The sequence below is a fragment of the Methanosarcina barkeri str. Wiesmoor genome, assembly GCF_000969985.1.
GTDB lineage: Archaea > Halobacteriota > Methanosarcinia > Methanosarcinales > Methanosarcinaceae > Methanosarcina > Methanosarcina barkeri_B.
Genome location: NZ_CP009526.1, coordinates 587,184 through 613,760 on the forward strand (window position 1 = coordinate 587,184; position 26,577 = coordinate 613,760).

The window sequence follows — 26,577 nt, forward strand, 5'->3', positions numbered from 1 at the left end:
ACTAATAAAACCTGTATTCAAACCTGTATTCAAAATCTGAGTTTGCCTGGGTTTTTTCTTAGCTCCGAAAGGCCATTAAAGGTCATATCGGTTCCGAGAAGTTATTGAAATTTTTCAAATGCTTTCGTAATCGGTATTCCCGTTCCCCCAATTTTTATTTACCTGACAGAAGTACCGATGATATTTATTTTGTAAATAGGTTTATATTTTTATCGTAGAAAAAATTATTTAATTCTCCTTTTTGCTTTATTTTCCCTGAATCTTAGATTATTATTTCCAGAAAATTACTTTGTTATCTTAAAATAGGTCTTTGTAAGTACTGATAGATATGAAAATGCAGATTAACGGAAAGGCTGTTGAAGCGTGCAGCGGCGAATTTTTTGATATCATAAACCCGGCAACAGGTGAACTTATTGACCGGGTTCCAAAAGGCACGGAAGATGATGCGGCAATAGCCGTTGAATCGGCGTCGTCAGCTTTTAATGGCTGGGCTTCCACATCTCCGCAGCAAAGAGCCAGGATTCTTTACACAGCTGCGGGAATTGTAAGACAGAGAAAGGATGAACTTGCTGTCTTGCTTACCCGGGAACAGGGGAAACCTCTTGCCGAAGCTAAAAACGAGATTGAAGGTTTTGCACATGTCCTTGAGTATTATTGCGGGCTTGCAAGTAGTTTTCACGGAGATTTTGTCCCGGTCCCTCAAAATGGATATGCTTTTACTGTAAAGAAGCCTCTGGGGGTCTGTACAGCCATAATTCCCTGGAATATGCCTGCTCTTATTATGGCATGGAAAATAGGCCCTGCCATGATTTCAGGAAATACGCTTGTCCTGAAACCTGCAAGCAATACCCCTCTTACTAACCTTGCCCTGGCTTCTATCCTCAGCGAGGCAGGGCTTCCTCCAGGTGTACTCAATATCGTTACAGGCCCTGGTGAGGTTGTGGGAGAAAGCCTGGTTAAGAGCCCGAAGGTTAAAAAAATCTCCTTTACCGGAGAAGTGAGAACCGGGAAACGTATAGCCGAGCTTGCAGCCGGCGGGATGAAAAGAGTAACCCTTGAGCTTGGAGGAAGTGATCCAATGCTGGTCTGTGATGATGCTAACCTGGAGGCTGCAGTCGCAGGGGCTCTCAGGGGAAGATTTTACAATTGTGGGCAGGCCTGTACTGCTGTAAAGAGGCTTTTTGTTTTCGAATCCGTAGCTGAAAGGTTCATAAAAAAGCTTGAAGCAGGCATCCGGAATTTAAGGGTTGGAAACGGGTTGCATGAAAACATCGATCTGGGGCCCCTTAACAACCGCAGGCAATGGGAATATATAAAAGAGCTTGTCGCAGACGCCGAAGAAAAGGATGAAGGCAGGATAGTTGCAGGAGGCAGAGTTCCAGAGGGCAGCGCCTGTAGTAAAGGATATTTCTTCGAGCCCACACTTATTGTAGATGTGGACAGAAAATCCAGGCTTCTGAATGAAGAAGTATTCGGTCCGGTGCTGCCTGTAGTCCGGGTAAAAGACCTTGATGAAGCGATTGAAGAAGCTAACAATACCTGCTATGGCCTTGGTGCCTCAATCTGGACAAAAAACCTTGACAGGGCTCGTATAGGATGCGAACAGTTGAATGCAGGAATTATCTGGCTTAATCAACATCTAAAGGTTGCTCCTGAAGTTCCTTTCGGGGGTACCAGGGAGAGCGGGATTGGAAACGAAAACGGGCCTGATGCTCTTTCTGAATATCTTGATCTGAAAACCGTAATGCTAAAAATCTAAAACCGTAATGCTAAAATCTAAAGCCGTAATGTTAAAATCTAAAATAGTATGCTAAAAACTTGATTTACTCAGTAAAAAAGGCTTCGAGAAAGCCCTGACATTTAAGACTGATAAAATAAAGATTTTTCGATGAGCCAGTTAACGTGAAGCTCATCGGACCTTTTTCTGTAAAACCGTATCAATAAGTTATAAAATTTACTTAGTCGTAAAATTTATTTTTTCTGGTATTTGGGCAGAAGCTGCATAAATTCGGAAGCTTCCATAACCGGCACGCTGTCAATTACGCAGACATCCGACCAGGGTAGGTTGAAAGCTCCGTAAGCTTCGGCACTTTCGGCTTCGTAAAGGATGTAATAGCGGTTTCCGGAAAGGTCAACCCACTGGTTAATGATATCGATTCCTTCTGGAATCTCCAGTTTCTTAAAATGCTCAAGGATCTTATCGCGGTTCGAAGGGTCCCAGGTACTAACGTCCATGAATAACATCTTTTACCACTCCTCATATTTTATGCTGCCAATACCCCTTCCCGGAAGCCAGGGCAGCTTTTTACAGCGTCCGGGATCTCTTTTTGAGAGCAAAGCTCAAGGGAAAACAAGTCTATTCTCCGGTGCCATCTCCACAAATGCGGATTTGACCAGCACGCCCCCAAATGCCGACTAACGGCAGAAGTCCAGATTTTTTAGAGTTTTACTGTCTTTTCCTACTTCATCATTGCTTAAATCCCCATAAATGATAAATCCGGAAGGACAGGTAATCATGCAGAACTTCTTTCTGCACGCAGATACAGACAGTATATTATCATCCCTTAGCCTATATAATAGTTAGTCCTAAAAGACTATATTAAGTCCGGGGACTTCTTCAGATGCACGAAACTTTTAATGAAAATACCGAAAATGAAAATACCGAAAATGAAAATACCGAAAATGAAAATATAGGAAATGAAAATATAGGAAATGAAAATACAGAAAATGAAAATACAGAAAATGAATCTAAAGGAAATGAATATACGGGAGGCGGCTTTCTAAGTCAAGCCAGCAAACCTCTCAATTCTCTTCTTTTTTCGTGAAGAAGTTTGCAGCTTTAAACCCGGCTTTTACAGAGCCGTTCATGCTTCTTTCCGGGTAATTGGTTGATGAGAACATTCCTGCCAGGTAAAGTCCGGTTGGGCCTGGCGCAAACGGCAGAACCTTTTCAAGGTACCCCTGTTCATACACAGGTGCAGTATCCATTCTTCGGAAGAGTTTTGCCCAGTGGATATCGGTTCTTGAAATATCAGGAAACATATTTTCCAGGCCCTTCAGGTAAGAATCCAGAACTTCGTCTTCCTTCTTCAGCCAGAGGGCATCGTTTTCATCCTGGAAATAGGAAGTTACATAAACGAGGTGTTCTCCATAGTCCTCAAAAGGCATAAAATTGGTGTGCTCAATTACGGCTCCAAAAGGCACGTCAGCTTTTATGTTCAACCAGTAATTCCCATTTTTCATAAGCCCTTTATCAAGTCCTATGAGGGCACATGCAGTTCCCTGATAACGAATACCTTGCAGGGTCGCTTGAAGAGTTCCAAGTTTGCCTTTTGTAAGGATATCCAGTACTCTGGGTTCAACAGTTGAAATCACGGCATCACAGGGTATGAAATCCCAGTCTGCAATCACTCCCTGCACTGCATTGTCTTTGATTACGATTTCCTTTACTGCTTTATTCTGTAAGATCCTGCCCCCCTGTGCAGCGATTTCCCTTGCCAGAGCTTCTATTAGAGAATTGAACCCCCCTCTCAGGTATCCCAGTTTTTCTCCTTCTTTTCCACGATCTGACCTTATTTTCACACGCCCTATAAGCCAGGCTGCAGAAACGTTTTCGGCATTTTCACCGAATTTGCTTTTCATGAGAGGAGCAAAAAAATTTTCGTATACGGATTGCCCCGCCGTATCAAGAATCCAGGTTTTTGCCTTTACTCTGTCATAGGAAGTCGTATCATTTATTAGCTTTATTCTAAGCACCAGCAGCCCAAGTTTTACCAGATCCGTAAAAGAAAGAGGTTTAAACCTTAGAATTTCAGTGGGAGTATTCATGGGATAGTTTTTACCGTCCACAAAATAGGCGTTTTTTCCCTTAAGCCACAGCATTTGACCTTCAAGCCCCAGTTCTCTTATAAGGTCAAGAAGTTCCGAATCACTCCTGAATATATGGTGATAATATTTCTCTATAAAGTACCTCTTTCCAGCAAAATCATGGCAATAACTTGAGGCCATCCCCCCGATTTCTGCATCTTTTTCAAAAATAACAGTCTCATTCGATTTGCAAAGCTTATACGCGGCTGACAGCCCTGCGAGCCCACTTCCTACTATTACGATTTTCATACCCAACTTTTCCCTTATCTGTTTACTTTTTAAACAGAATCTTAACATCCCTTAAGGAAATCAAACAGATTTCAAACAGATTCCAAACCCCTATCTTAATGTAAAAAAAGCTAAAGTTTTATATCTCTTTTTCCACAAAAATCCGTAATAACTGATATTCTTTAAAAATCCCTTAACCTATCGATAGGCTTAACCGCTATATATACCTTTAACTTATTATATTGGAGAAGCGGATTTATTTGAGAGAGATATCTCTGGATAATCCAGAGGCTTGAGGGATAAAGAGGTGTATTACGACCAGGAAATAAACTCTGTTTTTGAAGAGCTTGGAGTCTCAGAAGCAGGTTTGAGTTTTGAGGAAGCCGAAAAAAGGCTTGAAGAGTATGGCGAAAATGAACTTAAAGAAAAAGAAAAAGTCTCCGTCCTGCAGCTCTTTATCTCACAGTTTAAGAGCATCCTGATTCTTATTTTGATAACGGCTTCTATTGTTTCGGCTCTTCTCGGGGAGCTAGTTGATGCAATAGTCATTATTTTTACGGTTTTTCTTGCAGGTATTCTCAGTTTCGTGCAGGAATATCGAGCCGAGAAAGCAATTGAGCTTCTAAGGTCCCTTACCTCGCCGGAAGCGACTGTTAAAAGGGATGGGGTCGAAAAAAGAGTTCCCTCAAAAAATCTTGTTCCCGGAGATCTTATCCTTATTCAGACCGGAGACCGCATTCCAGCTGATGCCAGGTTAGTCAAAGAGTTCAATCTCAAAACTGATGAGTCCTCCCTTACAGGAGAATCCGTGCCAGTTCAGAAAAGCATTGAAGCCCTGCCTTCTGAAACTTCTGAAGCTGACAGGACAAACATGGTCTACACAGGAACTGCGGTTGCTTACGGAAGAGGCAGTGCCATTGTTACCGCAACCGGAATGAATACGGCTTTTGGGGAACTTGCCGGGCTTCTGGGGACAATAGAGAGGTCCAGGACGCCTTTACAGGAAAGCCTTGACAAGTTTGGCAGATGGATTGGTACTGCGACTCTTGTAATTGTAGCTTTTGTTGCAATGCTTGGGGTTTTTTATGGTTTCCCTCTCCTTGATATGTTTTTATGGGGCGTTGCTCTTGCGGTTGCTGCTATCCCTGAAGCTCTCCCTGCAGTTGTTACAGTAGGGCTTGGGCTTGGGGTAAGGCGTATGGTCAAAAGGCACGCCCTTGTAAGAAAACTGCCATCTGTAGAGACGCTTGGAGCCACAAATGTTATCTGTTCGGATAAGACAGGCACGCTTACGCAGAATAAAATGACGGTTGAAAAAATTTGCGTCAATGATCAGGTTTTGAAGGTTACGGGAGCAGGATATTCTCCTGAGGGAGAGTTCTTTAACAGAGATGAAAAAGTTTCTACCGATGATCCCCATCTTCAGATTCTCTTGCTGGGAGCTGTTCTCTGTAACGATGCTGGTCTTTTTAAGGAAAGTGATACATGGGAGATCAAAGGAGACCCTACAGAGGCAGCTCTTGTGGTTGTTGCTGCAAAGTCAGGCTTACATAAAGTTGAGCTTGATCAAAAATATTCTCGCCTTGGAGAAATACCCTTTTCCTCTGAAAGAAAAAGAATGACTACCTTTAATAAACTGGAAACCGATTCTAGCAACTTCCCTATAAAAGGACTTACTGCCTTCTCAAAGGGAGCTCCTGAAGTGATTCTTGGCTCATGTACAAAGATTTTTCTTGACGGTGAAATAAAATCCTTATCTCCCGAAATGAAGCAATTGATTGAAGGAAAAGTTAAGGAAATGGCTGATCAGGCCCTCAGGGTTATGGCTCTTTCATTTCGCCTTCTGGATGAGGAACTCTATATTGAAAAAACTTCTTCAAAAGAGCTCCCTTCAGAGAGAATTGAAGAAGATATGGTCTTTTCAGGTTTAATGGGCATGAGAGATCCTCCAAGAGAGGAAGTAAAGGTTGCAATCCAGAAATGTGAAGATGCAGGTATTAAAACCGTAATGATAACAGGAGACCATAAAATTACGGCGTCTGCAATTGCAAAGGAACTGGGGATCTTAAAGGCAAACGATCTTACTCTTACAGGCTCGGAGCTTGATCGCCTTGAGGATGTCGAGTTCGAAGACAAGGTCGAAAGGGTTTCGGTTTATGCCAGGGTCTATCCTACTCATAAATTGAGAGTAATAGACGCCCTTAAGAAAAAGGGCTATGTCGTAGCAATGACCGGGGATGGGGTAAACGATGCTCCTGCCCTTAAAGCTGCAGATATGGGAATAGCTATGGGGATTACGGGCACAGATGTCAGCAAAGAAGCCTCAAGCATGATTCTTACGGATGATAATTTTGCGTCGATTGTTGCAGCGGTCGAGGAAGGGCGAAACATCTTTAAAAATATCCGAAACTTCATTACTTATGGGCTCTCAGCCCATATCGGTGAGGTTCTCATAGTTCTCATTGCTATCCTGGGATGGCAGATCCTGCCTCTTATTGCGGTTCAGATCCTCTGGATTAACCTGATTACGGATGGGCTTCCTCCTATGGCTCTGTCGGTTGAACCTCCTGACAATGGTATTATGAAACAGAAGCCAAGAAACGTTGAGAAAGGGCTTATAACCCGTCGGGAAATCTCAGCCAGTCTGGGAATTGGAGGGTTGATTGCACTTCAGGCTCTTCTCGTTTTAAACTGGGCTCTTGACAGAAATTTCTCTATTGAGAAACTCCAGACCCTGATCTTTACGCTAGTAGTTTTCTCAGAGATGTTTAATGCCTTTAACTGGCGGTCTGACCGATATTCGATCTTTTCCCTGGGACTTTTTACAAACAGACCTCTGGTTTATGCAGTCCTGACAACAGTAATCCTGCAACTCGTGGTAATTTATGTTCCTTTTTTCCAGACAGCTTTTAGGACCGTTCCACTTTCTCTCTTTGAATGGGGAGTGGTACTTTCTCTTGCTTCTACCACGCTTATCTCAATGGAACTTATAAAATATTTCTCAGGGAGAAGTTCTCAGGAGAATATTAAGGAAAAGATGAACTTTGATTGAGTTTAAGGTTTTAAGTTTAAATTTAAGACTTTAAGTTTGAATTTAAGACTTTAAATTCATTTTTAGATTATGTTTTTAGTTCATGTTTCTGATTGTGCTTTTAGTTCATGTTTCTGATTGTGCTTTTAATCTTTCCTTCATATTCTTTTTAATTAATGTCTTTAATTTCTATCTTTAATTTCAAAGTTTATCACCGCCACCCATCCTTTCGTTGCCTGGCTTGAATAGCCCATTTCATACAGGCCGGTGAGATTAGAATAGATACGACTACCATCAAGACCATTGCCGAAAATGTATCCTGGCTGATTATTTGCAATTCTCTTCCCATAGTGAGTATCACAAGCTCGATTCCTGCCCTCGGCATAACCCCTACGCCGAAGATTAAACTTTCGTAAAAGTCGAAACCTATAACTTTTGATCCGATAAAGCCTCCTGCTAATTTCCCCATAAGCGCTGCAAGGATAATCAGAAGAGTAAAGCTGCCCGCGTTTTTCAGGATGTACGGGTCAATTAAAAATCCTATAAATGCGAAAAAAATAGGAATCAAAATCCCATGAGCCAGCCCATCGACTTTGCTCTGGATGTCCTGAAGTTTAGCAAGGGGAATTTCCGACACCAGTATACCCCCTGTAAAAGCCCCTATTGCTGAATGAAGTTCGAATAGTTCTGCAAGATAAGCAGAAAAAAGAGCTATCATAATCACCAGGGAAAACACAGCTTCTTTTGAATGCATTTTCTCGGCATAGGTAAAAAGTCTGGGAAATAGGTAATTTCCAAGGATATACATTATCAGCAGAAAAAGCAGGATTTTTCCTGCGATCAGAAGAACCACCAGAACTGGAGGGACGTGGTTAAGGCGAACAAAGTTTACAACAACTGAAAAGAAAAATAGTGCTATAATATCATCCAGGAATGCAGATGAAAGCATTGCTGTCCCGGGTCTGCTGGAGAGGTAATTTAAGTCTATAAGAGTTCCGATTACTACTGCTATACTTGTTGGGTTGAATGCTACTCCGAGAAATAGGCTTTCAACAAAACTGAAATTAAAGATTCTTCCAAACGCGAAACCGAAGACGAAAGCAGAAACTATCTGGGAGAGGGTTGGAACAAGCGTTGTTATTGATTCAAATTTGAGGTTCTTAAGGCTTACTTCTTTATACCCGGCTGTGAAAAGTAGAAAAATCGATCCCAATTCTGCAAAGAAAGTTATTATGCCGGTTTCTACCTCAAGAAAAAGCACTCCAAGTGAGACTCCAGCCAGAATTTCTCCCGCAACTGAAGGAATACCTATCCGCTCTGCCGCTTCCCCGAGAATTTTCACACTGAAAATTAAAAACAGTAGCTGAAGTAGAGCGCTCACTACTGCTAGCCCCCACACTTTGCTTTTTATAGCTCGAATCTATCAAAAGAATGAATCTATCAAAAGAATCTATTTACCTTCCAGGTTCTTCTCTGTCCTTTTGAGATGATTAGGTTCTTCTCTGTCCTTTTGAAATAATTAGGTTCTTCTCTGTCCTTTTGAAATAATTAGGTTCTTAATATCTCTTTTAGAGGATTTTTAAAACTTTAATATAACTTCTGAACAATAATCTGATTTTTAATGTAATCTGATTTTTAATCGACCTCTTCTTTCGTTTTTTCCTTTCTTCTTCTGCATATCTCTTCTACAAGATCTCTCTTGGATACTATTCCTACCAGTTTCCTGTCCTCAATAACACAGATGCGGTCAAGCCTGTACTTTATCATCAGGTCCGAAGCGTCCTTAAGTGTGGCATTTAGAGAGACTGTTATAGGATGAGTAATCATTATCTCTTTTGCTGTTTCTCCAAGCGATCGGATTGCCGTAGTTAGAGTATACTTTTCTCTGGGCATCAGGCACAAAAGAAGAATTCCAAGAATAGTATCAAGATCAATAGTGCCCACAAGCTCATTTTTATCATTCACTACAGGCAGGATATGGTATGGATATTTGCCATAAAGTGAAAGAATCTCTTCAACTGATGTGTTTTCGTAGACCTTTATAACCTCTCTGGTCATGAGCTCGCCGATTGTTATCCAGAGGCAGGTCTCAAACTTTTCGTCTATTAATTTGGACGGAGGAATGGACTCTGGAGAATGCGGGCGTTTTTCAGGTTGTTTTTCTCTCTGCTTTGGAAACTCTTCAGTCTCTACTTTTCTATTTTCTTGAGAGAAACTCTTTCCTGAAAAGATATTTTTCAGGCTGAATGTTCTGTCCATAGTAACCTCCCACTTCCATATTAACTTCTCACTTAAAGAATCTCCTTTAGATACTATTATTTTTCCTGATACTATTATTTTCCTTGTATTAACACACAAATATTCCTCTTGTATTATTTCCCTTTGTATTAAAACGCAAATATTCTCCTTGTATTAAAAACACAAATATTCCCCTTGTATTAAAAACACAAATTTCCTTTTCCCGGCCTATTATCCTTTTTTTTCAAGTTCTTTATTATAATAAAGAGTAAATTCTTTTCCAGGGCGTAAAGAGAAATTATATGAGGCATATTTTTCTTCCGGAATTACCTCATACATTCGATATGTTGCAGGCACGATTATTGCATCGTATTCTACCTTAGCTGGAGGTTTTTTATAATATGCTGCTTTCTCATAGTCCCTTAGATACCAGGGCAGGGGCCAGTAAAGGTTTTCGGGATCCACAACGGATATCCTTAGGGTTTCAAGCCCGAGATTAAATTCTCCAATTTTCTCCATAAGTTGCCGGATATCTGGAGATGCCTGTGAATACGTCATCAACTCATCAGGTTCCATATTCCGGTAAAAATTTACTGAGATGCACTGGGCCAGGGATATTATTAACGTAAGTGCTAGAATCCCCGCAACAAAGGTATGAGCTATGGAGCGTTTTGTCCCGGAAGCAGGTTTTTTGTCTGTTCCGAATAAATTCATGTTTTCTGTTCCGGAATTCATGTTTTCTGTTTCAAGTAAATTCTTCTGTCTTCGGCCAGGTGTCCCGGAGAAAAAGTCTCCCAGATAAGCTCCTGCTAAAATCCCAAAAGGTAGGACAATGTGCACAACAAGCCAGGGGACTTTTTCCTGAAGATAAGAATAGAGCAGCAAACTCGCAACTGTCCAGTAGGAAAGAAACATGAAAAAGGAGGTATTTTCTCCTTTCTTTTTAAGGAAATGAATAATACCTGCAGTCCCAAAAATCAGAATCGGGCTTTCGTATACAAGGAGGATAGGAATGTAAAAATAAAAAGGGCCTCCTATGCGTTCAATTCTGTGCATCTCCATCCAGTGAGAAAAAGCTTTTTCCACAATTGAAAAGAGGGTCTCTGGGGTCCTGAAGAGGCTTGTGTAGAATAACATTACGATAAAAATAAAAAGAGTACCTGAAATCAGAATTTCCGGTATAAATGGAAAAATAGCTGAACTCTTGAGAACAAGAGTTTTTTTAAGGCTCAACTTTTCTTTTTTCCAGTCGGAATAAAACCTGTACAAAGAATAAATTCCTGCATAGGCTCCAAACATGAGAATAATAAGATAGGTATTCTCTTTTGAAGATACGGCAATTGCAAGAGAGGAAGCGACAAGGATAAGATAAGGGTATCTCTTTGAACTGTGAAGGTTCTCAAGGTAGCGAATTCCTCCTATAACAGTTGCCAGTGTGCAGAAAACAATGATTGGGTCATTCCTGAAGAACCTTGAGAAGTACACCATACTTGGGGAAAATGAGAGCAAGAAAGCCGACCAGAGTACACCTCTTTCTCCAAGTTCCTTCTTAAGTACAAAGAGCAGAAGAATTGCCGCTACTCCGAAGAAGACAGGGATCAAGCGTGCTGTCGTGTCGTTTATTCCCAGAAGGTGAAAGACAACAGCGGTAGAATGAAAAAGAAAAGGGCCGTGATAAGCCGGATCATATCTGTATTGTCCGTTTTCAAGAAGTCTAAGAGTAAAACTGGCATGTACGCTTTCATCGTGATGGAAAACTCGTTCTCCCAGGTCAAACAGTCTTATTAACAAGGCAAAAAGGATTATCAGAAATCCGAGTATTTTGTATTTTCTTTCAGAAAGCTCTGGTGAGTTTTTAGTATTGTAATCCTGACCTTGCTGCATAATTCCCCCAGCCCTCCAGCATAGCTGCTTCTTTATGTACATATATATATTTAAGGGATAGGATGAAATAGTCTCTCTCATGGCTGAGGTTAAAGTTAAGTTATTTGCAAATTTGCGTGAAAAAGCAGGTACATCAGAACTGCAGCTATCGGGAGAAAAGGTTATTGATGTCCTTTTAGCCCTTACTGGTAAATATCCCGAGTTGAAGAACCTTATTTTTGAGGAGCCTGAAGGAGAAAGCGAAGCTCCAGTTATGTGCGGTTCAATTAATGTCCTTATAAATGGAAACAATGTCAGGCATTTCGATGGGCTTGATACTCTTCTTTCGGATGCCGATGAGCTTGCAGTCCTGCCTCCGGTATCAGGAGGCTGATTTTTTCAGGAAGGATGATCATGGGCAAGATATTCAAAAAACGAACCTCGGTTGATGAAGCTTTGGGACTTTTTCTTGAGCGTATTTCTACCATAAAGAAAACAGAAGAACTCTCACTCGAAACCTGCACAGGCAGGGTACTTGCAGAAGCTGTGATCTCGGAAAGGAATGTACCACACTACCGGCGTGCATCTATGGATGGATATGCGGTAAAGGCTTCCGACACCATGGGAGCTTCCCCCTCAAATCCGATAATGTTGCAACTTTCTGACCAAGTAGAGGAAGGAAGTTTAACCTGGGTCCATACTGGGGCTGCAGTGCCTGAAGGAGCTAATGCTGTAGTAATGGTTGAAGACTCCATCGCTGCAGGAAACCTTGTTGAGGTCAGGGCTCAGGTCTATCCGAATCGGAATGTGGAGCAGGTTGGAGAAGATATAAAAGAAGGAGATGTGATTTTTGAAAAAGGTCATCTTCTTCGTCCGTGTGATGCTGCTGTGCTTGCATCGCTTGGACTTGACAGGGTGAAGGTTTTCAACAAGCCTGTTGTTGCAGTTATCCCGACAGGGGATGAGCTCGTAAGTCGTAAGAGGAGCAGGGATGTACTTCCTCCGGGCATGGTTCTTGAGACTAATGGGCTGATGTCGGCCCTTTATGTGAAGAAATGGGGTGGGATTCCCCGAGATCTCGATATAGTACCTGATAACCCGGACAGTATAAAAATGGTCATAGAAGCAAACCTGGATGCTGATATGATTCTTCTTTCTGGCGGAACATCAGTAGGAAAAAGAGATCATGGCCCTGAGATTGTGGCAGCTCTTGGAGAACTGCTCGTGCATGGCATAGGAGTTATTCCCGGTAAACCTTCAGCCCTTGGGGTTATAAATGACGTTCCTATCGTTTGCCTGCCCGGTTATCCGGTTGCTGGATTTGTTGCCCTCAATTTCTTTGTCCGTCCTGGTATCCGGAAACTGGCAGCAATTCCAGAAGCCCCCGAGCCTACTCTTAAAAGGCGCCTGACTGCAAAAGTCAGTTCCAAAATAGGATACGTTAGTTTCATTCGTGTTGTATTTGAAGGAGATAAAGTGCGCCCTCTTTCCGGAGATGGAGCCGGAGCACTGAGTTCAGTTGCAAAGGCTGACGGGTATGTGCTGGTGCCAGAAAACATTGAAGGGTATGATGAGGAAGAAGAGGTGGATGTCTTCTTAATTGAATGATATTCCTATGCTCTTTCAAAAATACCCTTTTTGACCGTTTCCTCTCAAAAATATCTTTTTTGATCTTCTCCTCTCAAAAATATCCTTTTTGATCTTCTCCTCTCAAAAATATCCTTTTTGATCTTCTCCTTAATCTTCTTGTCATATTCTCTTCATATTGGATTAATAGAAAAACATGTTATATTTTATTACACTTTATTTATAATAACTGGCTCAATAATAATGAATGATTCTTCCTTTCTCTATTGAAGCTCCGGAAGGAATTTTCCCTCCTTCTTAGATAAAGTTTTATACTTCAAAGGCTAATCAAACGAAGAAAGCCAGAGGTAAAACATTCAGAGTTAAATCTTTCTGATCTAAAATGTTCAGAGTTAAACCTTTCTGATCTAAAATGTTCAGAGCCAAAATCTAAACTTTTAAGTGATTCCCTGAGTGAAAAATAATGTCTTCCACTTATAAAGACCTGGATAAGATTTTTCTCATAGGAGCTGGTGGGTTCCTTGGAGCAATATGTCGGTTTTCACTTTGTGAGCTCATGGAATCATATTATGGTACCCTTTCGGTAAATGTACTCGGAAGTTTTATGCTTGGCTTGATAATGTACGATACTGAGTATATTGGATTTATAGGTCCAAAAGGAAAGCTTGCCTTCGGGACCGGATTTATGGGAGCATTCACAACATTTTCGACATTTGCAGTCCAGTCTTTTACCATGCCCTTTTTCCCTGCTCTGGAAAATATCAGTGTTAACCTGTTTCTTGCTCTGGTCGGCGTGTTTATGGGCAGGAGTACAATAAAAGCCCTTTCAGGCAGGGAGGTATAAAGCGATGTTCTCTTTTCCAGGCATGGGAAAACTCTTTTTAATAGGTGCAGGAGGTTTTATTGGGGCATGCCTTAGATATACGGTTTCAAGCCAGGTTCCCAGGATTAAGAACATTCCTGCAGGCACACTCACTGTGAACCTCTTAGGGACCATTGTACTTGCCTTTCTCACTTTTTCTTCTGAGCCCCAATCTATGGTCTATCTCGTAAATATAGGTATTTTAGGTTCTTTTACCACGTTTTCTACCTTTGCATATGAAACTTTTAAATTGCTTGAAGAAGGACAAAATTTCTCCTTTTTCCTGAATATCTTTCTTAACGTTGCACTCTGCCTTGTAGGGGTAAGCATTGCATACCTGGCCCTGAGTTTGTGAGTTTAATACAGAAAGCTGGGTAGAAAAGCGTTTCTTGGAACGTATTATTCTATGAAATATATTATCCTATTAAGTAAATATTTCTAAAGACCTGTATACAAAATCCAAAAAGGTTTAGTCAAAAAAGTCAATTCAAAAAAGTAAATTCAAAAAGATTAAGTTAAAAAAGTCAATTCAAAAAAGTCAATTTAAAAGCCCTTTAGATTACTTTACAAGAGCTTTTGCAGATCTTCTGATAAAGCGCCTCTTATGACCTGAAGAACTGAAGCGCTGTGCAGGTCCTGGGTGTGCTTTTTGAGCCTGTGATTTCTGGACCTTGATTACTCTGCCTTTTCTGCCTTTTACTTTTACCCAATTAATGCTGCCGGTTTTGCCCATTATCATTCCTCGTTAAGTTTAATCTTAATTTTCTCTGAATTTATTTGTAATTTATCACGTAATATATCCAGGTATTCGCTTATTGCTGGACGCTGCCGGTTGCCGCGGATTTTCATTTCCTCGGCAGAGTCTCAATAAACAGGTATTTAAACAGGTGTTCCCTGGTTATAGTGTTAAGTGTTAAATCGATAATTCTCACTGATGATTGAAGAATATCTAATATTCCTTGAAGCCTGAAAGTGTGAAATTATAAATGTCATCAAGCCTTGGGTCTATGATAAAAAGAAATGCTAGTAATTAAATGTTACGGACATGGATGTAAAATAAGGTAGATTTGCAGGATTCTTTTCTTAAAAAGGTGATTAGCGTAAAAAAGAATAACATTGAAACAAGGCTTACAGAGGCAAGGAAAGAACTTGCAGGCGTAGAGGGATTTCCTGACCCTGAATTTGTAGGCATTATTAAAGAACTGGGGTTCAGATGTGAACTCTGTGCACGCTGTTGCACCAAAGAGTTTAACGACCACGTTTTTCTGCTCGATGCAGACCTAGTAGTTATAAGGCAGATTAATCCGGATTCCGTTACCCCTGCTCCATATCCTGAGTTTTGCGACCAGAAGGGCAGGTTTTATGTCTCAGGATACGCCTTGAAAACAAAACCTGACGGTTCCTGTATCTTCCTTGAGAATAAGCGCTGCAAAATTTATGACAGGCGTCCTTCAATCTGTAGGGTCTATCCATACATGCTTCACAGGGAAGCTGATGACTCGGGCAGGGTGGGCTGGCGCCAGATAAGCGGCTTAAACGAGCATGGAAGCTATTATTCCGGGCTCGATGATTCTGAATGTGAAGAAATTGCGAGGGTAACCAGGGCTTATGAAGAGGCTTACCTGAGACAGATGATCGGGTTTTTTGAAGCTGTGAAGATTCACTTCCAAAAAAACGGTCTGAAGCACGTTCAAAGCGTATATGACCGCAGAATACGGGAGTTTCTTAAAGGCAAGTGCGAACTTGAAGTCTTTGTATATTATAACGGCGAGTTTGAAAAATGTGATCTTAAACCACATGCTGATTAACAGTACTGTAGAACTCGATTGGCAATCCGATTAAACACTGGAATCCTCTATTTTATTTTTCGGATTGATAAAAATCCTGTAGAGAAACAAACATCTAGCTTCGGTGAATCACAATTAAATAAAGTTTAAGTAAAAAAACAAAAACTAGGAACAGTAATATTCAAACAGCTATTTTTAGTGAAGAGATAAGTTGAGATTTACTTTTGGCAGGCAACTCGTTTTTCCGATATTTTAAACGATAGCGATAGCTCTTTTGCTGGAAAACACATTACTCTAAGCTAAATATTATTGAAGAAAGTGTTCATTGCTTATATTCATGAGATCTTCATTATGTGAAATCTGGGTTATATTATATTTTCAGCTGAATAAATTACACAATATTTTCAAAACAGCAATCATTATCAATTATCAAAATTGTTAATTATCAAAATCTAATATTGACATGTTGAACGCAGGTTGAAATTATCTAGTCAGACTGACTCATGAATTATTTGATATATTATTTGATATATTACTTGATATATTATTTAATACTCATTCTGGAAAATTCAGATTCCAAACTGAGAGGAGTAGCATGTCTTTTAAAAGTTTCCTATTGAAGAGACTGATTATATGGGATTTTATTCCATATTCTTTGAGATGGAAAAAATCCGTAAGTGGGATTGGGATTATATATGTGGGCACTCTGGAAATGATGCAGGAAAAATATGGAAAAGATGGTGTAAGCAACTTAAACGAGACTATGTATAACATTGGCCTTGGGCAATCAACAGAAATTCTGAAGACGCTGGGCTTAAAAAGAGATCTGGACGGATGTGCATATGTACTGCTGGCAATGCACCGGATTTTCGGAATCAAAAGCAAAATAATTCATAAAGATGACAATAAAATAGTAATTCATGCCAGGAAATGCCGTTGGGGAGGACATTTAAAAAAATGGAATGTCAGAACCTGTTTATCCATCGATAATTATGAAGCAGGATTGATTGAAGGTATACTGCCTTCTTCGGAGCATACATATACCAAAAGAAGAAGTTGTGGCGATAACGTTTGTGAGCTTGTTATCAGTTTTAGTGACAGTAATTGACTTTTTTCCCACCGTAGTGGCATATACTGAATACTACAAAATGTAGATTTCATCAAACCCCACGTAGCCTTTCATTATTGATGATACAAGGTTTAATTTAAAAAATGAATATCAGGTAAAAATTAAAAAAGTTTTGTGAAGGCAAAAAAATTAAGAAACAATATAATTTGTTTTTCCTTTGACCTTCCACTTAAGAAGTATCCCTTCTTCGATTGTTTCAGCAGAAGACAATTCAAGCTCCAGGAGTTCAGCTTCTGAAAATCCTTTTCCGTCAGTGAAAGTTGGGGCTGTAGCGCCACCTATAATAAAGTTTCCTACGAAGGTGTAGATTTCATCAACAAGGCCTGCAGAAAGCATTCCCCAGTTGAGGGTTGCCCCTCCTTCGACCATGAGGATGTTTATTCCCATTTTCTTTAATACTCTTACAAGCTCCTGAAGGTCGACTTTCTCAGTCCCTGCCTTGATAACAAGAGCTTTTTTTTCCAGTTTTTCTATTTTTTCGGCAGGAGCAGAAGTTGAAACAGCAATTATCCTGAGCCCGTCTCCTTTTTTGAAAATATCAGCATCTAGCGGAGTCCTTGCTGAACTGTCCACAATAATCCTTACTGGATTTTCGTTTTTTCCTGCGGCTTTCCTGGCTGCCTTTCTCTTTGGAGACTTTACGGTTAAGCTTGGATCGTCCGAAAGGACGGTTCCTATACCTACCATAACTGCGTCTGCCTGGGCTCGGAGTTCGTCGACTCGTTCAAAATCAAGTTTCCCGGAGATTCGGACCTGTTTCCGTTCCTTTGTTGAAAGTTTGCCGTCGGCTGACATAGCAGAATTTATAAAAACAAAAGGTTTGTCCATTTTTCTAGCTCCTGAAAAAAGCAGTTTTCGGAGGAATTTCTAGGGAGAATGCCTCCTTACTGGAAAAAATTTTGAATAGGCATTAATAGCCTTATTTTTCTTAAATAACCTTATTTTTTCTTAAATGACTTTATTTCTTCTTAAATAACCTTAATTCTTCTTCGCTTCATGTTAAAAACACTTAACGGTTCTTAAAAGCGAGATTTAATCTTAATTTATTCGAGTTCTATCAGAGGTTTCAGGAGGTCGTGGTCTCTCAAAAGTCCCTGAAGTTTCCGGTTTGAATTGATAATCGGAACCTGGTCAATCCTGTTCCGCTTCATTTTCCGTGCACAGTCACTGACAGATGTAATATATGTAGCTGTGATTGGCTCCCTTATCATTATATCGCTTCCGATCAGGTTGGGAACCTTAATCCTTGAGACGCTGTAGTAAATGCTCATGGTGTCTCGCATCGATTCCCAGGTCCAGGCGTCATCGTCCTGGCCTGCAGACATATCTGACATCTCTACACTGTCTTCAATTATGCTGGCAGCAATAACATCACGATCTGAGATTATTCCTATGAGCTCTAAGTTTGAATCAAGTACCGGGACAGCCTTAACACCTGCGAGTTCCATAATCCTGGCAGCAACGGGTAGAGGTGTTTCACTGTAGATAGCAACGACTTCCTTTTCCACATAGTCCTTTATCGGGATATCGATGTTCATGTCAGCAATTGTGCCTATAATATCTGCCACGGTAACAAGCCCTACAAGTTTCCCGTCATCGACCACCGGAAGCCTTCTTATGTGGTGTTCCAAAAGTAAGCGTGCTGCGGTCTGCAGATCCGATCCGGAGGATATGGTTATCGGACCACGTGTCATAAGAAGAGCCAGTTGTTCTTCTTCAGGGTTTTGTAAAAGGTTTGTCCTTGTTACAACTCCCACAACTTTAGAGTCTTTAAGTACCGGAACTCCTGAAATGTGTTTGTTCTTAAGAATTTTAAGAACCTCATCCCTTGAACCTGGAAGGGTTGCACTTGCTACATCCCTTACCATGATATCTTCAATGAAGATGTTCTTTGGCATATAATCTACACCTTTGTATATTCTAAATCCTGGTTTTCTTTCTCCGATGTCCATTTCTCAAAAAGCATCTAATTGACAGAAAATTTTAACTTTCTTTTTCACTCCGGACTACCAGGACAGGGACTTTTGAGCCTCTTACTACTTTCTCTGCAACGCTTCCCATCAGAAACCTGTCGAGCCCGGTTTTTCCGAGGGTGCCCATAACTATCAGGTCAACGTTATTGTTTTCTGCAAAATTTATAATCTCATTACTTGGGTGACCTTCCAACAGCACTTCTCTTACCTCAACTCCTGAGACCTTTCCGCGTTCCTGTACCATGGATATCGCTTTCTCCCCTTCTTTTCTTAGGGTATCATACATTGCTTCCCATCCCGCATCCATGGGTATCGAAGAAAAAGAAGTTATATCTATTACGTAGAGAGCGTGAACCGTGGCCCCGCTGAGTTTTGCAATCTCAATACCGTAAGAAATAGCCTTAAGGCTGTTCTCGGATCCGTCTGTTGCAATCACTATATTCCGGTAAAATTCGCTCATCATGTCTGTTCTCCATTTGCTTTACGAATGAAGCACTGATAGTATGTCATCGGGTCTTGCCCGCCTTGTGATTCCACTTATGGGGTTCTTTATCCCTGCAAGATTATTGGAATTTCCATTCAGGATCATGAGATTAGCTTTATTCCCCTTTTGTATCGAACCCGTAGAATCAGATCCCATTACAAAGGAACCATTAAGTGTGCAAATTTTAAATACTTGCCTGTCATCAATGGAAAAAATCTTAGACATAAATTCCATCTCAGCAAACATATTTACAGAATTTAACATTACATTATCCGTTCCTGCAGCTACTTTTATCCCAGCTTCCAGCATCTCGGCAACAGGCGCAATTCCTGCTCCTGTAATTAGGTTAGACCTGGGACAGACGACAACCGGAATCTTCGCATCAGCCACGTCTTCAAGATCTTTTTTTGTGGCATTTGTCAAATGAATCAGAAGATCTGGCTCAAGTGACAATGCTTTTTCTATGTCGCTCGTATCTTTTTCTCCGGCGTGAATTGCAAAGAATTTTTTATGTTGTCGTGTGTAGGTAGCAATATTCTCCAATAGTTCAAGATCAAGGTCATTTGCCCCACTCATTCCAAGCCCGGTAGAATGTAGAAAAATTCTTCTTACTTCTGCCAGTACAACCTGAAGTGGAAGTTCAGGCTCTGTAGGTCTACCCAGTATCATGGAATGAAGTTTAAGTCCTTCGAGTGCTTTATTCAGGGCTGCAATCCCTACAACGCCTCCTTCTCTGAAATCCGCAAAAGCACAGGTTCCGGTTTCTATCATGTCTAGCAAGGACTTTCTCATGCCCTCGATCAAGGCTTTGTATGGCGTGTCTCTTAATATCCTGTGTTTTAACCCATCAGGAGGCTTTACAAGAGCATCCAGGTCTCTTTGAGTCCGAAATCCGGAAACTTTTCCCAGAGGGGGGTCTTTAAATACCGAGTCTCCAAGGTGAGTATGTGCATTGACAAAACAGGGAGCAATTATGTTCTTAGAGAGTGTATGCTCTTCCCCAATCTCCGTAATTATTCCTCTCTTTACGCAGATATACCCTTCAATAGGTTCCAGTTCAGGGCCTGCAATAATTGTCCCGGGAATTATCTGTTCAGTGCCGTACATATATACGCACCTCAGCTACTCATTAAGCACATATGCTCAATTTGTGGAAGAGCAAACATATACATAATATATAAGTTTTTCTTCCAATTTTTTACACATTTTTCAGAATATATCAATCTTCAAAAATTAGCTTTTTCAAAATGTAGTCTTTTTGAAAATGTAATTTGTTAAGAATACCATTAACTACTTTTTTTGCTTTTGAATCTTTTTTATGATGTCTATCATCTGCATTTTTTCTGGTATTTGTTATCTGCAGTTCGCAGTTTTAATCCTGCATTCTTTCAGTTATCTCTTCAAATTATATGTTCTTATACTGCCTTTATAATTGAAACCGTTTCTCTTAAGAGAAATCGATTTTTAATATAAATATTCCCTTTATATATACAATGTGGTGAATTCGTAGTTCGCCGATATTTTTATATATTACTATGTATATAATGTAGCTTCGTCGCATTGTATAGGTCCTTGCACGAGGTAATGGAAAATCCTGACTGTGAGTGTACAGACAACCCCAATGCGGTATATCAATAGTGTGACACTGCCCTGCACGAGGGTAACTGAAAGTGACTGCGGAAAACCAGAGGATGAGCTTTCGGAGTTAGTGCGCCAGGGCTACAGCACTATTTTCTCTATCTTTTAAAACTCTTTTTAGGTATCTTTTGAACAATGAACCTAGACTTTATTTTCTTTAAATTTTACTTGTTTGAACCTTTACTTGTTTGAACTTTTACTTGTTTAAAATTTCATTTGTTTGAAATTTTAATCTTATGCTGTCATTGTTTCCGATTGTTTCTTTACTTTAACGGGTCAGTCCGTTATTGATTTATATAATCCCTCCCGAAAGGTAAATGATATGTCCTTCGAAGAGGCAATAACAGATATGGGGTCCGATGTAATTATTGATATAGAGGTTACTCCGGGTTCCAGGTCAATTTCGGTTCCAAGCGGTTATAACGAGTGGCGCAAGCGAATTGAAGTAAAACTAACCAAAAATGCCCAGAAAGGAAAGGCAAACGAACAGCTGGTAGAATGCCTTGCTGAACTCTTCTCAATTAGCAGTTCGAATATTCTTATAAATAGTGGGGCAACAAGCAGTAAGAAGTCTTTATTGTTAAAAGGAGTTTCATATCAACAGGCAGTTTCAGTTTTTGAAGCGCATTTAAAAAATAACCCCGAAATTTAAAAAATAACCCCGAAATTTAAAAACTACATTTAAAAATAACCGAACTTCAAGAGTAACTTCCTTGTCTCTGATAAGTAAACTGCCTATGAGTAAACTGCAGTTCTCTTAAAGTTTTAATTACTAAAAAGGTTGCAGAAAACGTGACTGATCTTGAAATTTACAGAAAAAGGCTTGAAAGAATTGAAGAGCTGCTCTCGGAACTCTCTGAATATTCTGGAAGGGGAGCAATTATCATTGTTGAAGGAAAAAGAGATGTTCTTTCACTGAAAAGGCTTGGAATTGAAGGCAATTTTGAACTTGCAACCCATCAATCTCTTTTTAATTTCTCTGAGAAAATTGCTCGGCTTGGTAATGAAGTAGTCATACTAACTGATTGGGACCGACGAGGTGACATTCTGGCTATAAAACTTTCAGGATACTTCCAGAGTTTTGGTTTGAAACCCGAACTTGAGATCCGAAACAAACTCCGACTTATCTCTCAGAAGGAAATTAAAGATGTAGAAAGCCTTTACACTTATGTTTCCAAGCTAAGATTGAAAACTGGCTACTGCTCAAAGCGGGATTTCCAATAAGTCTAAATCTTAAAAATGAAATTTAAAGGTCAAGTTCAAAAATTAATATTAAAATTAATATTATAGTCACTATTAAAAACAAAGACTAAAGTCAATATTAAAACCAAATATTAAAGTTAACATTAACAATTGAAGGAGTTGTTTTATTCTTTATTAGGTTCTGCTTTCTCCTGAATTATCTCCATACTCTGTGGACTCTTCTGATGGTTGAATGTTCGGTCAAATTCCGGATACTTTGGAAACTTGCCAGCTAGCTCTTCAAACATTTTGTGTCTTGGACTGATGATGATTATATGCGCAGGAGGATGAATTTTCTTTAGTCTACTAATTGCCGCCCCTGCATGATTATTCAACTCCACCAGTGCTGCCGAATTACATTTTGACTTGAGGGATACGCCCATTACACTAACAAGAAGTTCATCAGCATAGTTTGGTTCTATGCATTTTGGAGTAGCTGAAAATTGAATATGTCCGTATCGTTCTAGATCATGTAAGGCTATTTTTACTTTATCCGAGTCGTCTGCCCGGACTAACGCGAATGATTTCATTTTTTACACACCACCAATATACTGAAGTTATCCCCATTTTGATATGGATTTACCCCTATAATAAACTTTGTGTATGAGAGATGCTGAACAGCCAGGTTTTTGGGCGTTTTAGACCTCTTATGGTCTTTTAATTGCTTTTACGGCGCTATATATGGTCTGGTCCCCAGGCTGCAAAATTTCATTTCTCTTATCTAGGAGATCTTCAAAAATTATAAGGGTACCTTGCAATTTCTTTTTTCAGATGTAGTATACGCTTCCAGGTAATGGAGCCTTGTATTCTATACTTATATTCATCGTATATATATTCGTTTTGAAATAATATCTTCAATGAAAAAGTTTCATTTCTTAAGTAAAAAAGCTTCTTTGACGTTATTTTTTACTGCTGTTTTTATCTAAATTCTATATTTTTTATCTATTTATACTTGGAAACTTATTTTATAAAACTATTAAATTAATTCTCATCTTTGTCAAAATTAAAAGGAGAGTACTGTTATTCATTATATTAAACTATTCAAGGTTAATTGCCAATTTTTATGGAGTCTATTATAAACTTTAATAAGATGAAGACTTATTTCAGGTGAATCCAAATTATGAATATTTTCACAAACTTGCGCTCCTGATATCACGTCATCAGATAATATTTCCAGAATTAAAACCCTAATTTACATATTTCAAGTTATATATTATATATCATTGAATATATAATATTAAATATAATCTCTCAAAAATAAAATATTACTTGATAAAATGATATCTTTTATTTAGGACTTCGCTATATCATATACCAAAATAGAGTACAATAAGGTATCAAAAGGTATTACATATCTGTATTCTCTTTCTTTTCGTCCGTGTTTACTTTATAAATTCAGCGGAAGAATTAATACATCTTTAGAATTATGGATATACCCTTGATATTTTAAGAAAAAATGATCTTTAGTTTATTTCTGATATTCAATCTAAGTTCAGTACTTTCAATAGTAAGTCCATTATTTGTAATCCAATAATAAGACCGTTACCTGTAATTTAGTAATAAGACCGTTACCTGTAATTTAGTAATAAGATCATTACCTGTAATTTAGTAATAAGATCATTACCTGTAATTCAATGATAAAATCATTACCTGTATAATCCAATAGTAAGATCTTACTTCTATCCGTTATCGAGTAACGCCGAATCTTCTGTAAATTAAATGATACAATAACAGTTTTGGCTGCCCAAGTCCTTAAATTAAGGCATACAGGAATCATTATATTAGAAGGTGATTATATGGCTGAAGATATTAAATCCAAAGTAATCCAGGCAAAAAAGGCATCGATTGAACTTTCCAGTGTAAGTACGGAAGTAAAAAACCTGGCACTTGAGGCGATGGCTCAGGCTCTGGACAAGGAAAGGAAAGCTATTCTGGATGCAAATGCAAAAGATCTTGAAGCTGCAGCGGAACTGAAAAAGAAAGGGAAGCTCACTCAGGCTCTTGTAGACAGGCTTAAAGTAAGTGATTCAAAGATTGATGGAATGATTGCAGGAATCAGAGATGTAATTAAGCTCAAAGATCCTGTAGGAGATACTCTTTCTACTCTTGAGCTGGATAAAGACCTTATTCTCTACCAGGTGAGCTGTCCAATTGGCCTGATAGGTGTTATCTTTGAGTCCCGACCTGACGTGGTGCCTCAGGTTATGTCCCTTTGCCTTAAGAGTGGGAACGCGACCATCTTCAAAGGTGGGAGTGAAGCTCGGGAGTCGAATCGCACTATTTTTCAAATTCTTGTAAAAGCCATAGAATCCACAGACGGTATGCCAGCAGGGGCTTTCCAGCTTATGGAAACCAGAGAAGAGATAATGGACCTTTTGAGCCTTGATGCCTATGTAGACCTCCTAATTCCCAGGGGTTCAAATGAATTTGTCAAGTTTATCCAGGAAAATACGAAAATCTCTGTACTGGGACATACCAGTGGGATCTGCCATATTTATGTGGACGAGTACGTGGATCTCGATACAGCCTGGAAGGTCTGCTTCGATGCGAAAGTACAGTATCCTGCAGTATGCAATGCCATTGAAACCCTTCTGATAAACCGTAAAATTGCGGATACTTTTCTGCCGAAGATGGCAGAGATGTACCTGAGCGCAGGGGTTGAATTACGCTGTGACGAGGATAGTTATGCTCTGCTTGAAAAAAGAGGGCTTTCTCCTCTCTCAAGAGCTACGGAAGAAGACTGGAGTCTTGAGTACAATGATCTCATTCTTTCGATAAAACTCGTTGATACTATAAAAGAAGCTATCGACCACATAAACACTTTCGGTTCCCATCACACCGATGGAATAATAACTGAGGATGCTTCAAGAAGAAAAGCGTTCACAGCGCTTGTTGATTCTTCGAGTGTTATGGTAAACGCCTCAACCCGTTTTGCGGATGGCTATCGTTATGGGAAAGGAGCTGAGGTTGGAATAAGCACAAACAAAATCCATTCCCGTGGGCCTGTAGGCATGGAAGGTCTTCTGATCTACAAATATATCTTGCTCGGGAAAGGGCAGGTTGTTGCAGATTATGCAGGAGAAAATGCAAAACCCTATACGCACAGAAAACTTGACCTTAAGTTTGAGGATGTAAATTGAAACCCTGTTGAAGAATGCCGAAGAATTATGATATGTTTATATACCTGAATTGAAATACCAGCGCAAATTGAGTGCAAGCGATGGAAATCCGGATTGCAGCTGTTACTAATTTCAGCTGTATTCCCAAAATATTTTACGAGGCCTTGTTATTGACAGATAGAAATGAATTCCTCAATGATATTAATAAAATCGTTATCAAAATCGGTACTTCCTCACTTACAAAACAGAACTGTGACAGTACAAAAGAAAACTGTAGTATTGATCCTACCTTTATAGAAAATATTGCAGCTCAGGTCTCCGAACTTCGAAAGCTCGGAAAAGAGGTAATTGTGGTAAGTTCGGGGGCAATAGGTGTAGGACTCTATGAGCTGGGCATTGCCCCAAAACCTCGTGAAATTCCTATCAGGCAGGCAGCAGCAGCGGTAGGACAGAGCATCCTTATGCAGTACTGGAGCGAAGCTTTTTCGAAACACGGGATAAAAGTTGCTCAAATCCTTCTTACTTATGAATTCTATTCTGACCGGGTATCCTACCTCAACCTCAGAAACAGTATCTCTACCCTTCTGGAATATGGGGTAGTTCCCATAATAAATGAAAACGATTGTACCTGTACAAACGAGATTGAAGCAATCTTTGGAGACAATGACAAACTTTCTGCAATGGTTGCAAGCAAAATCGATGCTGATCTCCTGATTATTCTTTCGGATATCGATGGCCTTTTTGACAAAAACCCAAAGATACACGAGGATGCCAGACTCATCTCTCTCGTTGAAAAAATTACGCCTGAAATCGAAAGTTATGGGGGTGACCCTACAAGCTTTAAGGGCGTAGGGGGAATGAGGACCAAGATAAAAGCTGCAAAGATCTGTAGCATGGCAGGTTGCTATGTCTTGATTGCAAACAGCGAAATTGAAGACGTTCTTCTGAAGGTTTTGTCTGGAAAAGAGATAGGTACCCTCTTCCTGGCTGAAAGGCATATCCAGAAGAACCGTGCCCGCTGGATCATCCTTTCAAGGGCTTCAGGCACTATCCGTGTAGACGCAGGGGCAAAAGCCGCAGTTCTTGGGAAAAACAGTCTTCTTTCGGCAGGAGTTGTGGATGTTGAGGGAAATTTTGATAGAGGAGATGTGGTTAGATTAGAGTGTGAAGGCAGAGTCTTTGCGAAAGGAATCACAGACTACACATCTGAAGAACTTATGAAAATAAAAGGTGCCCACACCGATGAAATCGAGGGTATCCTGGGTTATAATAATTACAGCAATGTAATAAAAAAAGAAAATATCGGCATAATGGAGAACTGAATTAAATTTTCCAGCATACTCAAAGAGTTAAACTGGATTTTCTGAGATTTTTAAAGAATCCAAATTAATTTCTTGTAGTTTGGAAGCTTTTATCAATCTACTAATTTCTTATAACTTTATTTGGGCTATAACATCCCTTTAAATTACTCAATACTAATCGAAAATACGTTTTGAGGTAATTACCTCGATATCCCCATTTATTTTGAA

26 protein-coding genes are annotated in these 26,577 nt (G+C 39.7%); 15 read left to right on the plus strand and 11 right to left on the minus strand.

The window, feature by feature from the left end; translation table 11 throughout:
- Positions 1 to 328: 328 nt before the first annotated feature.
- Positions 329 to 1,759: an aldehyde dehydrogenase family protein gene (locus MSBRW_RS02645; protein ID WP_011305537.1), complete on the plus strand. Its 1,431-nt coding sequence runs from the start codon at positions 329 to 331 to the stop codon at positions 1,757 to 1,759.
- 212 nt (positions 1,760 to 1,971) lie between these two features.
- Here the strand turns inward: MSBRW_RS02645 and MSBRW_RS02650 are convergent, their stop codons facing one another.
- Positions 1,972 to 2,244 (minus strand): DUF3303 domain-containing protein, encoded by a 273-nt coding sequence (locus tag MSBRW_RS02650; RefSeq protein WP_011305536.1) that lies wholly within the window; start codon positions 2,242 to 2,244, stop codon positions 1,972 to 1,974.
- On the opposite strand from MSBRW_RS02650, the gene MSBRW_RS02655 reads away from it, so the two are divergent.
- Positions 2,234 to 2,419, plus strand: coding sequence for a hypothetical protein (locus MSBRW_RS02655; RefSeq protein ID WP_048102472.1), 186 nt, complete (start codon positions 2,234 to 2,236; stop codon positions 2,417 to 2,419). The genes MSBRW_RS02650 and MSBRW_RS02655 overlap by 11 nt on opposite strands.
- Positions 2,420 to 2,621: 202 nt before the next feature.
- Positions 2,622 to 2,825 (plus strand): hypothetical protein, encoded by a 204-nt coding sequence (locus MSBRW_RS02660; protein WP_048102470.1) that lies wholly within the window; start codon positions 2,622 to 2,624, stop codon positions 2,823 to 2,825.
- Here MSBRW_RS02660 and MSBRW_RS02665 read toward each other — a convergent pair.
- Positions 2,803 to 4,116 carry an NAD(P)/FAD-dependent oxidoreductase gene (locus MSBRW_RS02665; protein ID WP_011305535.1) on the minus strand — a complete coding sequence of 438 codons (1,314 nt, stop codon included), beginning with the start codon at positions 4,114 to 4,116 and terminating at the stop codon, positions 2,803 to 2,805. The genes MSBRW_RS02660 and MSBRW_RS02665 overlap by 23 nt on opposite strands.
- Positions 4,117 to 4,387: 271 nt before the next feature.
- Between MSBRW_RS02665 and MSBRW_RS02670 the strand changes: the two genes are divergently transcribed.
- Complete coding sequence (locus tag MSBRW_RS02670) at positions 4,388 to 7,147, plus strand: calcium-translocating P-type ATPase, SERCA-type (RefSeq protein ID WP_048102467.1); 2,760 nt, start codon at positions 4,388 to 4,390, stop codon at positions 7,145 to 7,147.
- A 190-nt stretch (positions 7,148 to 7,337) separates the two neighbouring features.
- Here the strand turns inward: MSBRW_RS02670 and MSBRW_RS02675 are convergent, their stop codons facing one another.
- The 3 genes from MSBRW_RS02675 to MSBRW_RS02685 all read right to left on the minus strand — a co-directional run bounded on the left by MSBRW_RS02675 (position 7,338) and on the right by MSBRW_RS02685 (position 11,248).
- Positions 7,338 to 8,507, minus strand: coding sequence for a cation:proton antiporter (locus MSBRW_RS02675; protein WP_011305533.1), 1,170 nt, complete (start codon positions 8,505 to 8,507; stop codon positions 7,338 to 7,340).
- 254 nt (positions 8,508 to 8,761) lie between these two features.
- Positions 8,762 to 9,385 (minus strand): CBS domain-containing protein, encoded by a 624-nt coding sequence (locus MSBRW_RS02680; protein ID WP_011305532.1) that lies wholly within the window; start codon positions 9,383 to 9,385, stop codon positions 8,762 to 8,764.
- Positions 9,386 to 9,595: 210 nt separating this feature from the next.
- Positions 9,596 to 11,248: a flippase activity-associated protein Agl23 gene (locus tag MSBRW_RS02685; protein WP_011305531.1), complete on the minus strand. Its 1,653-nt coding sequence runs from the start codon at positions 11,246 to 11,248 to the stop codon at positions 9,596 to 9,598.
- Positions 11,249 to 11,327: 79 nt separating this feature from the next.
- Here MSBRW_RS02685 and MSBRW_RS02690 point away from each other — a divergent pair, with 79 nt between their 5' ends.
- The 4 genes from MSBRW_RS02690 (at position 11,328) to crcB (MSBRW_RS02705) (ending at position 14,031) form a co-directional block, all read left to right on the plus strand.
- Positions 11,328 to 11,621, plus strand: coding sequence for a ubiquitin-like small modifier protein 1 (locus tag MSBRW_RS02690; protein ID WP_011305530.1), 294 nt, complete (start codon positions 11,328 to 11,330; stop codon positions 11,619 to 11,621).
- 20 nt (positions 11,622 to 11,641) lie between these two features.
- On the plus strand, positions 11,642 to 12,835 hold the full coding sequence (locus tag MSBRW_RS02695) for a molybdopterin molybdotransferase MoeA (protein WP_011305529.1): 1,194 nt from the start codon (positions 11,642 to 11,644) through the stop codon (positions 12,833 to 12,835).
- A 442-nt stretch (positions 12,836 to 13,277) separates the two neighbouring features.
- Positions 13,278 to 13,658 carry a fluoride efflux transporter CrcB gene (gene crcB, locus MSBRW_RS02700; protein WP_011305528.1) on the plus strand — a complete coding sequence of 127 codons (381 nt, stop codon included), beginning with the start codon at positions 13,278 to 13,280 and terminating at the stop codon, positions 13,656 to 13,658.
- A gap of 4 nt (positions 13,659 to 13,662) precedes the next feature.
- Positions 13,663 to 14,031 (plus strand): fluoride efflux transporter CrcB, encoded by a 369-nt coding sequence (gene crcB / locus MSBRW_RS02705; RefSeq protein ID WP_011305527.1) that lies wholly within the window; start codon positions 13,663 to 13,665, stop codon positions 14,029 to 14,031.
- A 204-nt stretch (positions 14,032 to 14,235) separates the two neighbouring features.
- Here crcB (MSBRW_RS02705) and MSBRW_RS22840 read toward each other — a convergent pair whose 3' ends face one another.
- On the minus strand, positions 14,236 to 14,409 hold the full coding sequence (locus MSBRW_RS22840) for a DUF5350 domain-containing protein (protein WP_196298039.1): 174 nt from the start codon (positions 14,407 to 14,409) through the stop codon (positions 14,236 to 14,238).
- A 334-nt stretch (positions 14,410 to 14,743) separates the two neighbouring features.
- On the opposite strand from MSBRW_RS22840, the gene MSBRW_RS02710 reads away from it, so the two are divergent.
- Together MSBRW_RS02710 and MSBRW_RS02715 are read left to right on the plus strand one after the other, a co-directional pair.
- Entirely contained in the window at positions 14,744 to 15,484 is a 741-nt protein-coding gene (locus MSBRW_RS02710; protein ID WP_011305525.1) for a YkgJ family cysteine cluster protein, read from the plus strand.
- Between the two features lie 574 nt (positions 15,485 to 16,058).
- A complete protein-coding gene (locus tag MSBRW_RS02715; protein WP_011305524.1) occupies positions 16,059 to 16,571 on the plus strand; it encodes a hypothetical protein in 513 nt (170 codons plus the stop codon).
- A gap of 150 nt (positions 16,572 to 16,721) precedes the next feature.
- On the opposite strand, the gene MSBRW_RS02720 is transcribed toward MSBRW_RS02715, so the two are convergent.
- The 4 genes from MSBRW_RS02720 to MSBRW_RS02735 form a co-directional block, all read right to left on the minus strand.
- On the minus strand, positions 16,722 to 17,420 hold the full coding sequence (locus MSBRW_RS02720; protein WP_011305523.1) for a 2,5-diamino-6-(ribosylamino)-4(3H)-pyrimidinone 5'-phosphate reductase: 699 nt from the start codon (positions 17,418 to 17,420) through the stop codon (positions 16,722 to 16,724).
- 215 nt (positions 17,421 to 17,635) lie between these two features.
- Complete coding sequence (locus MSBRW_RS02725) at positions 17,636 to 18,490, minus strand: CBS domain-containing protein (protein ID WP_048103143.1); 855 nt, start codon at positions 18,488 to 18,490, stop codon at positions 17,636 to 17,638.
- A gap of 85 nt (positions 18,491 to 18,575) precedes the next feature.
- Positions 18,576 to 19,028, minus strand: coding sequence for a universal stress protein (locus tag MSBRW_RS02730; RefSeq protein ID WP_011305521.1), 453 nt, complete (start codon positions 19,026 to 19,028; stop codon positions 18,576 to 18,578).
- Between the two features lie 18 nt (positions 19,029 to 19,046).
- Positions 19,047 to 20,156 carry an amidohydrolase family protein gene (locus tag MSBRW_RS02735; protein WP_011305520.1) on the minus strand — a complete coding sequence of 370 codons (1,110 nt, stop codon included), beginning with the start codon at positions 20,154 to 20,156 and terminating at the stop codon, positions 19,047 to 19,049.
- Positions 20,157 to 20,649: 493 nt separating this feature from the next.
- Between MSBRW_RS02735 and MSBRW_RS21695 the strand changes: the two genes are divergently transcribed.
- The 3 genes from MSBRW_RS21695 (at position 20,650) to MSBRW_RS02745 (ending at position 21,911) form a co-directional block, all read left to right on the plus strand.
- Entirely contained in the window at positions 20,650 to 20,796 is a 147-nt protein-coding gene (locus tag MSBRW_RS21695; RefSeq protein ID WP_155398094.1) for a hypothetical protein, read from the plus strand.
- Positions 20,797 to 21,009: 213 nt separating this feature from the next.
- Positions 21,010 to 21,339, plus strand: coding sequence for a DUF167 domain-containing protein (locus tag MSBRW_RS02740; protein WP_048102465.1), 330 nt, complete (start codon positions 21,010 to 21,012; stop codon positions 21,337 to 21,339).
- A 140-nt stretch (positions 21,340 to 21,479) separates the two neighbouring features.
- A complete protein-coding gene (locus MSBRW_RS02745) occupies positions 21,480 to 21,911 on the plus strand; it encodes a toprim domain-containing protein (RefSeq protein WP_011305518.1) in 432 nt (143 codons plus the stop codon).
- A 143-nt stretch (positions 21,912 to 22,054) separates the two neighbouring features.
- Here MSBRW_RS02745 and MSBRW_RS02750 read toward each other — a convergent pair whose 3' ends face one another.
- Positions 22,055 to 22,459 (minus strand): DUF356 domain-containing protein, encoded by a 405-nt coding sequence (locus tag MSBRW_RS02750; RefSeq protein WP_011305517.1) that lies wholly within the window; start codon positions 22,457 to 22,459, stop codon positions 22,055 to 22,057.
- 1,266 nt (positions 22,460 to 23,725) lie between these two features.
- Between MSBRW_RS02750 and MSBRW_RS02755 the strand changes: the two genes are divergently transcribed.
- Together MSBRW_RS02755 and proB are read left to right on the plus strand one after the other, a co-directional pair.
- Positions 23,726 to 25,069, plus strand: a complete 1,344-nt coding sequence (locus MSBRW_RS02755) for a glutamate-5-semialdehyde dehydrogenase (RefSeq protein WP_011305516.1) — start codon at positions 23,726 to 23,728, stop codon at positions 25,067 to 25,069.
- 149 nt (positions 25,070 to 25,218) lie between these two features.
- Positions 25,219 to 26,370 carry a glutamate 5-kinase gene (gene proB / locus MSBRW_RS02760; RefSeq protein ID WP_048103142.1) on the plus strand — a complete coding sequence of 384 codons (1,152 nt, stop codon included), beginning with the start codon at positions 25,219 to 25,221 and terminating at the stop codon, positions 26,368 to 26,370.
- Positions 26,371 to 26,577: the final 207 nt, after the last annotated feature.